Annotated in this window: 13 protein-coding genes; 8 read left to right on the top strand and 5 right to left on the bottom strand. The window is 59.2% G+C overall.

Going from position 1 to position 14,626, the window contains the following annotated elements; all coding sequences use genetic code 11:
• Window positions 1-26: 26 nt before the first annotated feature.
• From gyrB to dnaA, 5 genes are all read right to left on the bottom strand, one after another.
• Window positions 27-2,120 (bottom strand): DNA topoisomerase (ATP-hydrolyzing) subunit B, encoded by a 2,094-nt coding sequence (gene gyrB, locus ACLQ7E_RS06515; RefSeq protein ID WP_411731758.1) that lies wholly within the window; start codon window positions 2,118-2,120, stop codon window positions 27-29.
• Between the two features lie 258 nt (window positions 2,121-2,378).
• Window positions 2,379-2,930, bottom strand: a complete 552-nt coding sequence (locus ACLQ7E_RS06510) for a DUF721 domain-containing protein (protein WP_411731757.1) — start codon at window positions 2,928-2,930, stop codon at window positions 2,379-2,381.
• On the bottom strand, window positions 2,927-4,129 hold the full coding sequence (gene recF / locus ACLQ7E_RS06505; RefSeq protein ID WP_411731756.1) for a DNA replication/repair protein RecF: 1,203 nt from the start codon (window positions 4,127-4,129) through the stop codon (window positions 2,927-2,929). The genes ACLQ7E_RS06510 and recF overlap by 4 nt, the downstream gene beginning before the upstream one ends.
• A gap of 172 nt (window positions 4,130-4,301) precedes the next feature.
• Entirely contained in the window at window positions 4,302-5,432 is a 1,131-nt protein-coding gene (gene dnaN, locus ACLQ7E_RS06500) for a DNA polymerase III subunit beta (RefSeq protein WP_411731755.1), read from the bottom strand.
• Window positions 5,433-6,422: 990 nt separating this feature from the next.
• Entirely contained in the window at window positions 6,423-7,835 is a 1,413-nt protein-coding gene (gene dnaA / locus ACLQ7E_RS06495; protein WP_411731754.1) for a chromosomal replication initiator protein DnaA, read from the bottom strand.
• Between the two features lie 503 nt (window positions 7,836-8,338).
• On the opposite strand from dnaA, the gene rpmH reads away from it, so the two are divergent.
• The 8 genes from rpmH (at window position 8,339) to ACLQ7E_RS06455 (ending at window position 14,152) form a co-directional block, all read left to right on the top strand.
• Complete coding sequence (gene rpmH, locus ACLQ7E_RS06490; RefSeq protein ID WP_217390880.1) at window positions 8,339-8,476, top strand: 50S ribosomal protein L34; 138 nt, start codon at window positions 8,339-8,341, stop codon at window positions 8,474-8,476.
• A 75-nt stretch (window positions 8,477-8,551) separates the two neighbouring features.
• On the top strand, window positions 8,552-8,920 hold the full coding sequence (gene rnpA / locus ACLQ7E_RS06485) for a ribonuclease P protein component (protein ID WP_411731753.1): 369 nt from the start codon (window positions 8,552-8,554) through the stop codon (window positions 8,918-8,920).
• Window positions 8,904-9,263, top strand: coding sequence for a membrane protein insertion efficiency factor YidD (gene yidD, locus ACLQ7E_RS06480; protein WP_411731752.1), 360 nt, complete (start codon window positions 8,904-8,906; stop codon window positions 9,261-9,263). The genes rnpA and yidD overlap by 17 nt, the downstream gene beginning before the upstream one ends.
• A 15-nt stretch (window positions 9,264-9,278) precedes the next feature.
• Window positions 9,279-10,244, top strand: coding sequence for a membrane protein insertase YidC (gene yidC / locus ACLQ7E_RS06475; RefSeq protein ID WP_411731751.1), 966 nt, complete (start codon window positions 9,279-9,281; stop codon window positions 10,242-10,244).
• A 2-nt stretch (window positions 10,245-10,246) separates the two neighbouring features.
• On the top strand, window positions 10,247-10,795 hold the full coding sequence (locus ACLQ7E_RS06470; protein ID WP_411731750.1) for a protein jag: 549 nt from the start codon (window positions 10,247-10,249) through the stop codon (window positions 10,793-10,795).
• A 26-nt stretch (window positions 10,796-10,821) separates the two neighbouring features.
• A complete protein-coding gene (gene rsmG / locus ACLQ7E_RS06465) occupies window positions 10,822-11,463 on the top strand; it encodes a 16S rRNA (guanine(527)-N(7))-methyltransferase RsmG (protein WP_411731749.1) in 642 nt (213 codons plus the stop codon).
• A 284-nt stretch (window positions 11,464-11,747) separates the two neighbouring features.
• Window positions 11,748-12,656, top strand: coding sequence for a ParA family protein (locus ACLQ7E_RS06460; RefSeq protein WP_411731759.1), 909 nt, complete (start codon window positions 11,748-11,750; stop codon window positions 12,654-12,656).
• A gap of 287 nt (window positions 12,657-12,943) precedes the next feature.
• A complete protein-coding gene (locus tag ACLQ7E_RS06455; RefSeq protein ID WP_411731748.1) occupies window positions 12,944-14,152 on the top strand; it encodes a ParB/RepB/Spo0J family partition protein in 1,209 nt (402 codons plus the stop codon).
• Window positions 14,153-14,626 lie beyond the last annotated feature (474 nt).

The following is a 14,626-nucleotide window of genomic DNA, read 5'->3' as shown; positions in this document are numbered from 1 at the left end:
CTTGGAATATCTACTCGGTGAACCGGTCAGATATCCAGGAACCTGACGTCCTTGGCGTTCTGCTGGATGAAGTTTCGGCGGGACTCCACGTCTTCGCCCATTAGTGTGGAGAAGGTCTGGTCCGCTGCCAGGGCATCGTCCATGGTGACCTGCAGGAGGGTCCGGTGGTCCGGGTCCATGGTGGTGTCCCACAGCTCGGTATAGTCCATCTCGCCCAGGCCCTTGTAGCGCTGGATGCCGTTGTCCTTGGGCAGGCGCTTGTTCTTCGCGGCGCCGGTGGTCAGCGAATCGTCGCGTTCCTTGTCCGAGTACACGTATTCGTGCGCGGCGTTGGACCACTTGATGCGGTACAGCGGCGGCTGGGCCAAGTAGACGTAGCCGTTTTCGATCAGCGGGCGCATGAAACGGAAGAGCAGGGTCAACAGCAGCGTGGTGATGTGCTGCCCGTCGACGTCTGCATCGGCCATCAGCACGATCTTGTGGTAGCGCAGCTTGGCCATGTCGAATTCCTCGCCAATGCCGGTGCCGAAGGCGGTGATCATGGCCTGGACCTCGGCGTTGCCCAGCGCGCGGTCGAGGCGTGCGCGCTCGACGTTCAGGATCTTGCCGCGCAGCGGCAGTATGGCCTGGGTGTGCGGGTTGCGTCCGCGCTTGGCCGAGCCGCCTGCGGAGTCGCCCTCCACGATGAAGACCTCGCACTCGGCGGGGTTCTTCGAGGAGCAGTCCGAGAGCTTGCCCGGCATGCCGAAGGATTCCAGCGGGGACTTGCGGCGCGCGTTGTCGCGGGCCTTGCGTGCCGCCATGCGGGCCTGGGAGGCCAGCTGGGCCTTGCGGATGATGTCGCGCGCGGTGTTGGGGTTGCGCTCGAGCCAGTCGCCGAGTTCCTCGTTGACCACGCCCTGGACGAAGCCCTTGGCCATCGAGTTGCCGAGCTTGGTCTTGGTCTGGCCCTCGAACTGCGGTTCGGCAAGCTTGACCGAGATGACGGCGGTGAGGCCCTCGCGGATGTCGTCGCCCGTGAGGTTCTCGTCCTTTTCGCGCAGGATCGTCTTCTCGCGCGCATAGCGGTTGATCAGCGAGGTCATCGCGGCGCGGAAGCCCTCTTCGTGGGTGCCGCCCTCATGGGTGTTGATGGTGTTGGCGTAGGTGTGCACCGACTCGGAGTACGAGTTGGTCCACTGCATGGCAACCTCGACGCTGATGCCCTTGGAGGTGTCCTCGGATTCGAAGGCGATGACGTCCTCGTGGACGAGCTCGACCTTCTTGGAGGAGTTCAGGTGCTTGACGTAGTCCAGCAGCCCATCCTTGTAGAGGTAGTCCACCACGCGGTGCTTGGGGGTGGCGTCGTTGGCTTCGTCTTCCTCGGTGGCGATCTCGTCGCCGTCGTCCGCCAGGGTGCGCTCGTCGGTGAGCGTGAGGCGCAGGCCCTTGTTCAGGAACGCCATCTGCTGGAAGCGGGCGCGCAGGGTCTCGAAGTCGAAGTCGATGGTGTCGAAGATCGTGGCGTCGGGGTAGAACGTCTGGATGGTGCCGGTCGCATCGGAGTCTTCGCCCTTGATGAGGGTTCCCTGCGGCTTGCCGCCGTCGGCGAAGGTCATGCGCCAGACGCTGCCCTGGCGGCGGATCTCGGTGTCCACACGCGAGGACAGTGCGTTGACCACGGAGATGCCCACGCCGTGCAGGCCGCCGGAGACCGCGTAGCCGCCGCCGCCGAACTTTCCGCCGGCGTGCAGGATGGTCATGACGACCTCGACCGTGGGCTTGCCCTCGGTGGGGTGGATGTCGACCGGGATGCCGCGGCCGTTGTCTTCCACGCGCACGCCGCCGTCGGCCTGCATGGTGACCTTGATGTGGTCGCAGTAACCGGCCAGGGCCTCGTCGACGGAGTTGTCCACGACCTCGTAGACCAGGTGGTGCAACCCGCGCGCGGAGGTGGAACCGATGTACATGCCGGGGCGCTTGCGCACCGCTTCGAGGCCTTCAAGAACCGTGATGTCCTGGGCGCCATAGGTGTGTTCCACCCGGCCGTTGACAGTCTCTTCCGCCGGCTGGGCCGCGGGGGATTCGTCGGCCTCGACGGAATCGATTGGTTCCTGGGGTGTGGTGTTATCGGTAGACACAGGTGCTACAGACTCCTCAAACAGTGGAAGGCCGAACACCGAAGGTGCCCGATCATGAACCAGCGTCTTGTCGCACAGACAAAACGCCTGTGCCAATTCTACCGCGTTGCGCCAAATTATCCGGCCATTGACGGGCGGCAACATGCCGTCAATGGCCGCCAAGCGTGCTTAGGAGCGATTGGTCCCGCCTCAAGTGGGGGGCTATGTGGTTTGCGCGCTGCCAGTGCGCCAGTCGGCCAGCTACGCGTTTTGCTTTTCCTACCCGTAGGTGTCGCGCGGACCGCGGCCCTTCACCGAGCGGCCGCCGTGGCGCCAAGAGGGTGCAGCCGGGCCAAGGACCCGGATCACGGTGATCACGCCGGCACCAAGTTCCTTGTCGAAGTGCTTGAGCAGTTCATGGGAAAGCAGCCGCATTTGCGTGGCCCAGGTCGTGGAGTCGCAGCGCACCATCACGGTGGAATCCTCGAAGGACTCGGGTACGCAATGCGCGGCAATCTGCGGGCCCACCAGCTCGCTCCAGCGCGAAAGCACCGAGCCCACGGCCACCGGTGCGCTCCAGCCCCGGTCGCGCACGATCTTGCCGAAGAGGTTGCCGATTTCCTGGGGGTCGCGTCCGTCGGTGTATTTCGCCGGTGCGGAACTGGCCCGCCGCCGGGCCTTGCGCACGGCGGCGTTTTCCTCGAATTTGGCTGCCTTGGCCGCGTCGATCCGGGCTTCGCCCCGACTCAGGGCCGATTCGCGCATGCGGTTGAGGATGGCGCGTGCCGCATCCAGCGCCTCGGGTGCGTGCGGGTCCTTGTCCTCGCTCAAGAGTGCACCACTCCCGGACTGACCCGCAGGAAGGTGCCGCCGAGCTCCTCGGGCACGTCCCCGGCAACCGCGGCGGTGACAATCACCTGGTCCGCGCCGGCCACGATGGATGCCAGGCGGGTGCGCCGTGTGGCATCGAGTTCGGCAAACACGTCGTCAAGGATCAGGATCGGTCCTGCCCCGGGCCTCGGGTCGTCCTCGCCCATGACCTTGTAGGCGGCAAGCCGCAGGGCCAGGGCCAACGACCAGGTTTCGCCGTGGCTTGCGTATCCCTTGGCGGGAGCGCCGCCCAGGGTCAGCAGGACATCGTCGCGGTGCGGTCCGACCAGGGTTATGCCGCGTTCAAGTTCCTTGGCGCGCGTGTTCAACAGGGCCTCGAGGAACATTTCCTCGAGTTCCTCCGTGGTGGCGTCGAGCAGTGCGGCCGGGGCCACCGGTGAGGCCTCGTCCTCGCCGGACGGCGCCCCGGCGGTGGGTTCTTCCCCATCGAAATCGGCCAGGATCGTGGATTGGTAGTAGGCGCGGGCTTCCTTGTTCGCGTCCGCCAGCGATGCGTATGCCGCACCCATGTAGGGGGAGAGCAGGCGCAGCACCTCGAGGCGTCCGCGCAGCACCCGTGCCCCGGCCCGGGCAAGATGGGTGTCCCAGACATCGAGCGTGGATTCGTGTGCGGTGGAGAGCTTGCCCCCGGCCCGCGCGGATTTCAGCAGGGCGTTGCGCTGCTTCAGCACCCGTTCGTAGTCCCCTCGGGTTGCAGCCTCGCCGGGCCGCAGGGTGACCAACAATTCGTCAAGGAAGCGGCGACGGTTGGACGGATCCCCCTTGACCAGGGCCAGGTCCTCCGGGGCAAAGAGCACGGTGCGCACGATTCCCAGGATGTCGCGGGCCCTCACCGGGTTGGCTCGGTTGATCCGGGCCCGGTTTGCCTTGCCTGCGGTGATTTCCACTTCGAGGGTTGTTACCAGCTTGGCCCGCTGGACGCGCGCCCGGACCAATGCCCGGTCGGTGCCAAAACGCAGCAGCGGCGCATCGTTGGTGACCCTGTGGGAGGAAAGCGTTGCAAGGTAGCCAATGGCTTCGACGATATTGGTCTTGCCGACGCCGTTGGAACCTATCAGGACGTTGGTGCCAGGCCCCAGCTCGACATCGGCTTGCGCATAAGAGCGGAAGTCGGTGAGAGAGACATGTGAGATATACACCTAAACGTCCTGCGGTGGGATCAAGGGGCGGGGTGCCGTCGATCGGGTGATAAAGGCTTGGCGGGAAACGCCAAGAAAAGGTGTGTTCGACCGCTCCGGTTGGAGCGGACATGGAGCGGTCGAACACGGGATTGCGACGGGAGGGAAAACCGGGTTTTCCCCCGCGTGCAACCTAATTGGGCAAGTTTGGTAGACGCACCGGCATGACCAGGTAACGGTATTGGTCGCTGTCCTGGCCGTCCAGGGATGACTGCGCAGTCATCATGGCGGGTTTCGGTGCACTGGTGAAGGAGAAACGAACGAATTCGCTGTCGAAGGCGTTCAGCCCCTCACTGAGGTATGCGGGGTTGAATGCGACGGTGATTTCCTCGCCGTCGATCTGTGCCTCGATGGATTCCTCGGCCTGGGCATCTTCGCCGGTGCCGGCATCTAGCGAGAGCTGGCCGCCGGTGAAGGACAACCGGACCGGGGTGTTGCGTTCGGCAACGACCGCCACGCGCCGGACAGCCTCCATGAGGGCAGAGGTGCGCACGGTGGCATGAATCGGCGTGTTTTCGGGGAAGAGCGAGCGGATCTTCGGGTAGTCCCCGTCCACGAGCAACGAGGTTGTGCGGCGGTTTCCGCTTTCGAAACCAATGAGTTCGTTGCCTTCGCCCAACGCGATCTTCAGTTCGCCGGCGGATCCCAGGGTCTTCGCGACCTCGTTCAAGGTCTTGGCTTTGACCAGCGCAGACGTGGAAATGCCGGCCTGGGAGGGCTTCCAGTGGACCTCGCGCATGGCCAGGCGGTACCGGTCTGTGGCCAGGAAGGTGATCAGGTCGTCTTCGATTTCCATCTTGACGCCGGTGAGGATCGGCAGGGTGTCGTCCTTGGACGCTGCAACGATGACCTGGTTGATTGCATGGGCAAAAGCCTCGCCATCAACGACGCCGGTGACCTCGGGAAGCGTTGGAAGTTCCGGATACTCGGCCACTGGCATGGTGGCCAAGTGGAAGCGGCTTCGGCCGCACGTGAGAGTGACCTTGGTGCCATCGGTCTCGATGACTGCGGTGGCGTTTGGAAGGCTTCGGCAGATTTCTGCCAACAACTTGCCCGAAACCAGGATGGTTCCCTCAGCGGCGACATCTGCAGCGATCTCGAGGTGTGCAGAGATCTCGTAGTCGAAACCAGCCAGTGAAACGGTGCCGCTGGTTGCGGTGATGAGGATGCCCGAGAGCACCGGAGACGGCGGCCTTTGGGAAAGTGAACGGGCGGTCCAGGATACGGCTTCGGCCAATACATCCTTTTCAACGCTGAACTTCACGAAGTGGTCCGCCTTTCACGACGAAGTCGACATTACATGACTTTAAAGCAAGCTTAGCGGCTCGGAAAAAATCCAAACCCAGAACCGACCCTGGGAACGGCGTGCGTTGACACGCTTGCTTTGTGAACCGACTGCATCTGATGGCAGAACTGCGGCACAGCCTTCGAGCATACCGGCTTTTGGGAGGCCTCGACGATGATCCCGGCTGAGGCTTGACGTGAAGCGTTGTGGAGTTGGGTGGAACCCAGACCCTGTGGATTTAGCTGATCAGTGACGTGGAGAGGGTCACCGAAATTCTAGGAACAGCCACTTCGTGGACGGGTGCCGATCAACCAATGACGACGAAATCACATGTCCGATGTCCGCCGGACGCCTGGAAGATCCGAGATGCACGGAATTTCTCTGGATGAACGCGGGATTCGACTACTGGTGCTTGCTCCTGGCGACTGAGGGGTTCCACAGGGTGCAGGAAGAGTTCACGGAGTTTTGTCATGAGGCATGGACCAAAAGCGGTGCCAGCAAAGTAATTCGGAAAAGCTCGCTCCCTGCGGCACCAAGACGATGCACGGATAGGGATTCGGTTCATTCGCCGCCCGGTTCATTCGCCAACTCTTCAACGAACGGACCTGGTTGGCAGGCGAAGGCTGAATTCATGAGATTGCGTCCGAAGAAGGCGTCATTTGGACCCGTTTGGTCGCTTGGGTGCAAAAAGGACTTGTTATTTGGGTGAATAAGAAAAAAGGGGTTAGTAGTGTTAATAACCCCTGTGGATACTGTGGATAAGTCCCCTTGGCCGCGGGAACGCACCAATTATGCATGTGCACAACATGTGAGTGGGCGTGACACTGAGTGTCACGCCCCGGTGGATAACTTTCCGCGTGAATTAAGGGATCCACAGCCACCCCTGTAGTTATCCGCAGGGAATCGACGTAGTCCACTTAATGATCCACAGGTTTATCCACACCTGTGGTTATCGGAATTGCGGGCCGTTTAGCCTTCGCGTTGCCGTTGCTTGATTCGGTTGGTCAGTTCGGTCACCTGATTGAAAATGGCCCGCCGCTCGGCCATGAGTTCGCGAATCTTGCGGTCGGCGTGAATCACGGTGGTGTGGTCGCGGCCGCCGAGCTCCTGGCCGATCTTTGGCAGAGACATATCCGTGAGCTCACGCAGGAGGTACATGGCGATTTGTCGTGCCGTCACCAATGTCCTGGTTCTGGACTTGCTGTTGAGCTCCTCAATCGTGAGATTGAAGTACTCGGCAGTCTGGGCAACGATGGTGGCCGGAGTAATCTCCTGGGCGCCCTCGTCGGTGATCAAGTCCTTCAGTACCGTTTCGGCCAAGCTCATATCAACGGTTTGGTTGTTGAGCGACGCAAAGGCGGTCACACGGATCAAGGCCCCCTCAAGCTCACGGATATTCGTGGAGATCTTGGATGCGATGTATTCCATGACGTCGTCGGGTGCTGAAAGATTCTCGGCAGTGGCCTTCTTACGCAGAATGGCGATGCGGGTTTCAAGCTCCGGCGGCTGGATATCGGTGAGCAGGCCCCATTCAAAACGCGAGCGCATGCGGTCTTCGAAGCCTGACAGCTGTTTCGGCGGCAGGTCCGAAGTGATTACTACCTGCTTGTTGTGGTTGTGCAGGGCGTTGAAGGTATGGAAGAACTCTTCCTGGGTGGCATCCTTGTTGGCCAAGAACTGGATGTCGTCGATGAGCAGGATGTCGACATTCCGGTAGGTCTGCTTGAAGCTTGCACCCTCATCGTCTCGAATGGAGTTGATGAAGTCGTTGGTGAATTCCTCGGAATTCACGTAGCGGACGCGGATGCCGTTGTAGAGGTGACGGGCATAATGACCGATGGCGTGAAGAAGGTGGGTCTTGCCCAGACCGGAATCACCATAGATGAACAACGGGTTGTATGCCTTGGCCGGAGCTTCCGCGACCGCCACCGCAGCGGCGTGGGCGAATCGGTTCGAAGATCCAATGACAAAAGTATCGAAGATGTACTTTGGATTCAGCCGGCCGAACTCCTGGGAGTTGGAGGGAGGCGAGGGCTGCGGGAGGACATCGCTGATGCGTGCCTTGGGAACCGGGGGCAACTCGACGGGGGGAGCGGGCACCTCTTCCGGGACCAAATCCGAGTCGATGCTGAACGCGCAGCGAATATCCGATTGGAAAACAAGCTTCAGCGACTGTTCAAGGGGATCCTTGAGTTGGGTCTGAAGAACGTCACGAGTCAACTCGTTGGGAACCGCCAGCAAGAGAGTCGTTCCAATGAGCCCCTGGGGCTGAGCCAAGGCGGCAAATGCACGCTGCATCGGAGTCACGCGGTCATCTTGTTCGATGTGGCGAACTACCTGGCGCCAGGCACTGCCGACACTATTGGTCTCGTCCGTGCTCACAATTAGGCCCCTTCGTTCTGTTACATCGACCAAACGGGCGACGAATGGGGCCCAGAACCGCCGGACCCCAACGGAATGATTCTAGCTGTCATCCACAGCGTTATGCACAGACGGTGGATAACTTGGGGTGGATATCCCCCAAGGGCTTGCAAATCTGCGGGGTAGCAAGTAAAAATTGACGTCTAGGATCAAGGTGTCAGGACCGGTATTCGTATTTTTGAGGCGTTTATCCACCGCGGTATCCACAATTAAGATCACACTATGCACAGCGTCCCGGCCGGCCCTAGGTGGGCTCAATTTGACGTACCTTCACTTCCACCCCTATCGTTGTGTAGTCCTATGTGTCCACTTTTGGCACTGCGAGATGTCTTCGACGGTCTTCAAGATCGTTGAAAGCATGGAAGCAGTTCATAAGGGGCACCTGAATACGAGCGTCGGCCTGTTCTTCCCTACTTATTAGCAACGGGCAAGGCGCATCACATGATCGTCTTGGAGTTACTACCGTGAGCAAGCGGACTTTTCAGCCGAATAACCGTCGTCGTGCCAAGAAGCACGGATTCCGACTTCGTATGCGTACCCGTGCAGGCCGTGCCATCTTGGCAACCCGCCGCGGCAAGGGTCGCGTCGAACTTTCTGCATAACCATTAAGCACTACTGTCCTGAATTAGCGCAGGTTTTCGTGGGTTCTTTGTTTTACAGACTCGACGCGTGACGTCGTGTTGCCAAAGAATCAGCGACTGCGCCTTTCGCAGGACTTTACAGCCACTGTACGTTCCGGCGCCCGCACTGGGCGCCGGAACGTAGTGCTATATGCACGGGTTCGCTCTGACGAACCCCAGGGTAATAACCGTTTTGGTTTCATCGTTTCCAAGGCCGTTGGCAATGCCGTGCACCGCAACCTCGTCAAGCGACGAATGCGTGCATTGGCCAAGCAGTTCACTGCGGATGCCACCGGCCTCGACGTCGTGCTCCGGGCATTGCCTGGTTCAGCCGACGCTGAATGGGATGAGCTAGGCCAGCAGGTCCGTTCCGGATTTGAATCGGTTGTTCGTAAGGCGGGTGCCAAGCATGAAAAAGGATCCTAGACCCAGAACTGGGCTCATCTGGTTCGTGATAGATATCCCCAGGAACCTCATCATCGGGTTCCTCCTGGTTTATCGAAAAATCATTTCGCCGGTCTACGGCGATGTTTGTCGCTACTTTCCCAGCTGCTCGGCCTATGGCCTCGAAGCAGTTACGGTACATGGCGCCATCAAAGGCATCGGATTAACCATCTGGCGTGTCTTAAGATGTAATCCTTTTAGCCATGGCGGGATCGATTACGTTCCCGAAGGCCGACGAATTTGGCCAGAAGGCAAGACCCCCAAGATCATGGTGATGAATCATCCTCCGATTCCCGCCGACGAAGATGCCGCAGATGCGGCCTGAGGAGCATGACCGGTAATGACAAACTTCTTTGACCTGCTACTGAGCCCTTTTCGGTATGTAGTCTCGTGGATCCTCTGGGCCTTCCACGAATTGTTCACCCGAATCGGACTTGATCCCAACTCGGGTTGGACATGGGCACTGTCCATCGTCTTCCTGGTGCTCTTGATTCGTACCGCCTTGATTCCGGTCTTCGTCAAGCAGATCAAGGCCCAGCGTGCCATGCAGGCCCTGCAGCCGGACCTGCGCAAGCTTCAGGCCAAGTACAAGGGCAAGAAGGACCAGCTCTCGCAGCAGGCCATGATCGCCGAGCAGCGACAGCTGTTCAAGAAGCACAAGACGAACCCGCTGTCGTCATGCTTGCCCATGCTCGTCCAGATGCCGTTCTTCTTTGCGTTGTTTACGGTTTTGAACAACGCCTCCAAGGCCAGCGCGAGCAACTCGTCAGTCGGCGCCCTTTCCGCCGATCACATCCGCAGCTTTGATGCGTCGTCCATCTTTGGCGCACGCCTTTCCGACACCTTCCTGAACACCCTGAACTCGGGATCCCCGAGCGCAGCGGTGATCATTGTCGCCGTCATCATGATTCTTGCCATGACGGCCTCGCAGTTCATCACGCAGAAGCAGATCATGTCCAAGAACATGACAAAGGAAGCCCTTGAGGGCCCCTTCATGCAGCAGCAGAAGATCATGCTGTACATCCTTCCGCTGGTCTTCGGCATTGGTGGCATCAACTTCCCGATCGGTGTCTTGATCTACTGGACCGCCACGAACCTTTGGACATTGGGCCAGCAGTACTACGTCATTCGCAACAACCCGACTCCCGGTTCACAGGCAGAGCGCGAACTCAATGAGCGCCGTGCCGCCAAGGGGCTTCCTCCGATCGGCCAGAAGAAGGCAGAAGCGGAAGCAGCGGTAGCTGTCGTCGAAGAGCCTAAGACGCAGCGTGTCCAGCCCCAGCGCAAGAACAGGAAGAAGAAGTAGCCATGAGCAATGTTGAGCAAAGCGATGCTATCGATACCGCGACCCCGGTAGAGGACGACGAAGTTCTTGATGAGGCCAGCAACATCGAAGAAGAAGGCGACATCGCCGCTGACTACCTCGAAGAATTGCTGGATATCGCAGACCTCGATGGCGATATCGACATTGAGGTCCGTGGCGGACGGACCTACATCTCAATTGATGGCGAACCGGAAGACGAGAAATCGCTGCGCCGTCTGATTGGTTCCAAGGGCGAGGTACTTGACTCTCTGCAGGAACTCACTCGGCTAGCAGTCCTCACCGCGACCGGCAACCGTTCGCGCCTTGTCTTGGACATCACCGGCTACCGCCAAGGGCGTGCCGGCGAACTCAAACGCATTGCCGAAGAAGCCGCGGCCAAGGTTGAGGCCAGCGGTGAAAGCGTGTCCCTCGAACCGATGAGCGCCTACGAACGCAAGCTGGTTCACGATTGCGTGGCCGCCCTGGGCATGCAAAGCGAGTCCGAGGGTGAGGGCCCCGGCCGCCACATCGTTGTGTCTCCCGCCGACTCCTAAGCCCGGAACCAAGGAACAAGACTTTTATGAGCAACGAAGTAGAACTTACCGCCGAAGAGAGCCAAGCCGCCCGGATAGTCTTCGGGGACCGCCTGGAGCTTGCAGAGCGCTATGTTCAGCATTTGGCCACATCCGGCATGGAGCGGGGCCTGCTGGGCCCTCGTGAAGTCCCACGCCTGTGGTCCCGGCATGTCTTGAACTGTGCCGTCGTTGCCAACCTGATTGACAAGGGCGCCCATGTGGCCGACGTGGGCAGCGGGGCAGGGCTTCCGGGACTGACGTTTGCCTTGGCCCGGGCCGACCTCGAGCTGACCTTGATCGAGCCCTTGGAGCGTCGCTGCATTTGGTTGCATGAAGTCGTTGAGGATCTTGGACTTGAAAACGTCACCGTGATGCGTGGCCGCGCCGAGCAAGTCGTGGACCATGTGAATGCGGACTTCGCCACGGCACGCGCGGTTTCTGCCCTGACGAATCTTGCGGGGCTAACTATCCCGTTGCTCCATGGGAAGGGGACCGTCCTGGCCATCAAGGGGCGCTCAGCGGCCGAGGAAGTCGAGAAGGCAGCGAAGATGATTCGCCGTCTTGGAGGTAAGAAGACCGAGGTCGTAACGGTCGGAGAAGAGATTCTCAGCGAACCGACGACCGTGGTGCGAATCAACGTAGGCTAGCGCTTTAGCGATAGGCTGTATCAGGTGGCTCGATGCCACCTACTGAGTTAGTAGAAAGAACTGTTTTGAAGCGTAGCGTTAACAAGATTCCACCGTTCGCAGCGCTTTTCGCTAGTTTTGGTTCCTCTAACATTCAAGAACAACCTAAAATGATTGATTCAACCGAGCTCGACGTTGTTTCACGTGAAACAATCTTTACCACTGCAGCGATTTTCGATGAGAGCGAAGCGGTGGAATTGACGGATTCCGATGGAGAGGACCCAGTGGTGGTGAAGGAACCTGCGATGGCACGAAATGTTTTCGATACCACTGACGACAGTTCTCCGCTGGCAAGCCAGCTGGCAAGTGAACACAAGAGGCGGGAAAAGCTGAGCGGCCGGAAGCTGCCCAAGCCTGACACCACCCGTTACATGACTGTCAGCAACCAAAAGGGTGGCGTCGGCAAGACGACCACCACTGTAAACATTGCAGCAGCCCTGGCTATTGCAGGCCTGAATGTCCTGGTCATTGACATAGATCCACAGGGAAATGCTTCGACCGCGTTGGGTATTGAGCACCACGCGGATGTTGACAGCATTTACGATGTGCTCATCAACGACCTGCCTCTTGCCGATGTCGTGGCCACCTGCCCTGACATCAATAACCTGACCGTGGCCCCTGCAACCATCCACTTGGCAGGTGCAGAGATCGAGCTGGTATCGCTGGTGGCTCGCGAACAACGGCTTCGGCGGGCCCTGGAGCAGTACGCTCAATATCGTAATGAAAACGGCATGGACCGACTGGACTATGTTTTCATCGATTGCCCCCCGAGCCTTGGCTTGTTGACGGTCAACGCATTTGTCGCTGCCCGTGAGGTATTGATTCCTATCCAGTGTGAGTACTACGCACTGGAAGGCCTCAGCCAGCTCCTGAAGAACATTGAAATGATCCAGAAGCATCTCAACTCGGATCTCACCGTCTCGACGATTCTCCTAACGATGTATGACGGCAGGACAAACCTCGCAGCGCAAGTTGCGAGCGAAGTCCGCGAGCACTTCCCAAACCAGGTGTTGCAGGCCTTGATTCCCCGGAGCGTCCGCATCTCTGAAGCTCCCAGCTATCAGCAAACCGTAATCACTTACGATTCGAGTTCCACGGGGGCTCTGTCCTATTTGGAAGCAGCCGCCGAAATCGCCGAACGCGGCAACTACTAGGTTTTCTGGGCGCACATGGCACGTTTTCTACTTGCACCCGCGGAACAGCACCGATCCGGTGCAACCGATTCGATATGAGTCCGTTTTTTGTTGTTTTAACGCAAAAATGTCGAAGAATCGCTTCTGAGACAGATAGCTACGTGGCCTAGGGTCGGGTAGGGTGCAGAAGACCGCCTTTCGGGCGTCTGCGAGCCACAACCGTGAGCCGCGTCCTCAACAATCAATCACCACCCAGTAGAATTGCCTTGGGTCATGGTAGTAACGGTGTCGAAAGGGAGTAACATCCAATGTCGGAAAAGCGACGTGGTTTAGGACGAGGTCTCGGTGCATTGATTTCGAGCAGCCCTGTCGCGGAATCCGAGGAGGAGACTCCAACCAATGTTTCACGTGGAACATCGAAGACGACAAGAACCAACACGGCAAAGAACCCGGAGATAGCTCCCAAGCCTAAGACCTCTGCGGTGTCGGCAAATGGCAAAAAGGCTCGGCCTGTCGACATGTTTTTCGTGCCAGGTAAGACCGAAGAAGAAGTGGCCGCGGAAAAATCCCAGGCGGCTTCAGCACCGTCCGCCGCGGCCAAAAAGCGCCGTGCCCAGATGCCGGGTCTTATTGCTTCTTCCGGACGAGCGGGGGAAGTGGACATGATTGATGCCGACGCCAGCAATCTCGTTGAGGTTCCAGGCGCCAGCTTTGCCGAGCTCTCGGTCGATCAGATCCACCCGAACCGGAAGCAACCGCGTTCATACTTCGACGAAGAACATATGGACGAATTGGTCCACTCCATTCGCGAAGTCGGCTTGCTCCAGCCGATTGTTGTTCGTCCCTCACGGGAGAATGACAAGGAGCCATACGAGATTGTCATGGGTGAACGCCGCTGGCGTGCCACCCAGGCAGCCGGTCTGACAACAATTCCGGCCATCGTCCGCGAAACGCAAGACGATGATCTTCTCCGAGACGCACTGCTGGAGAACCTCCATCGTTCGCAGCTTAACCCGCTCGAAGAGGCTGCGGCGTACCAGCAACTTCTGAGTGAATTCAATTGCACGCAGGAAGTCCTGTCGGAGCGTATTGGCCGTTCACGATCGCAGATTTCCAACACAATCCGTCTGATGAAGCTGCCCGCATTGGTGCAGCGGCGAGTGGCCGTGGGGGTAATCTCTGCGGGACATGCGCGTGCTCTTTTGGGCCTTGCCGATGCCGCAGAGATCGAGCAGCTGGCACAGCGGATCGTCAACGAGGGGATGTCCGTTCGGGCCACCGAAGAAGCCGTGGCCATGAGCGAAGGTCAGCAAAAACCTCGTAAGGCCGCTGCTCCAAAGCTGACGCCACGCCATGAGCGCTTAGACTTCTTGGCAACGTCACTCTCTGATCGGCTTGATACGAACGTAAAGATCTCACTGGGTGCTCGCAAGGGTCGTGTCAGCATCGAATTTGCCAGCGTCGATGATCTGAACCGCATCATGAGCGTGCTGTCCCCGGAATCCGAAGCGCAGTAAACAACAAGCTTGGAAAAGGTGGAGTGTTTCACGTGAAACACTCCACCTTTCCGTTTAACCAGGTGAAGATGCTTGGTTGCAGGTATTGCCACGACTTTTGCCGCAGCAACACAGGCACCGATGATGCCATAGGCGACCCCACTGGGCTGCAGATAGGCCTCAGGCGCCCTGGGGAGGGTAGAGCCACTTCTGATACTCCAAGCGGCCCTCGGCCCTCCTGCGGGCTCCCCGGCGGCGTGTGGGGGTGGGGCGACCTCGGGGGACAGGCAGTCGACATCGGATTCGCATTCATGCAGCGACATTAGGCGAATAGGAATGCGACCCTTGGTGGGGGGTGCCTGGCGCTTGTGTGTGTGATCGACTATCTGTAGGCCATTTGAGCCAAGAAATCCAGCCAAGTTGGTGGCCGGTTTCCAGCCAAATGAGCGATAAGAATCAGGCCAGTGAATTCCTCCCGGAAACCGTCATTCCGGG

It is taken from the genome of Paeniglutamicibacter sp. (genome assembly GCF_046714615.1).
Lineage (GTDB): Bacteria > Actinomycetota > Actinomycetes > Actinomycetales > Micrococcaceae > Paeniglutamicibacter.
Note: the sequence above shows the minus strand (reverse complement) of the source record. Positions and strands in the feature narration are given on the sequence as shown.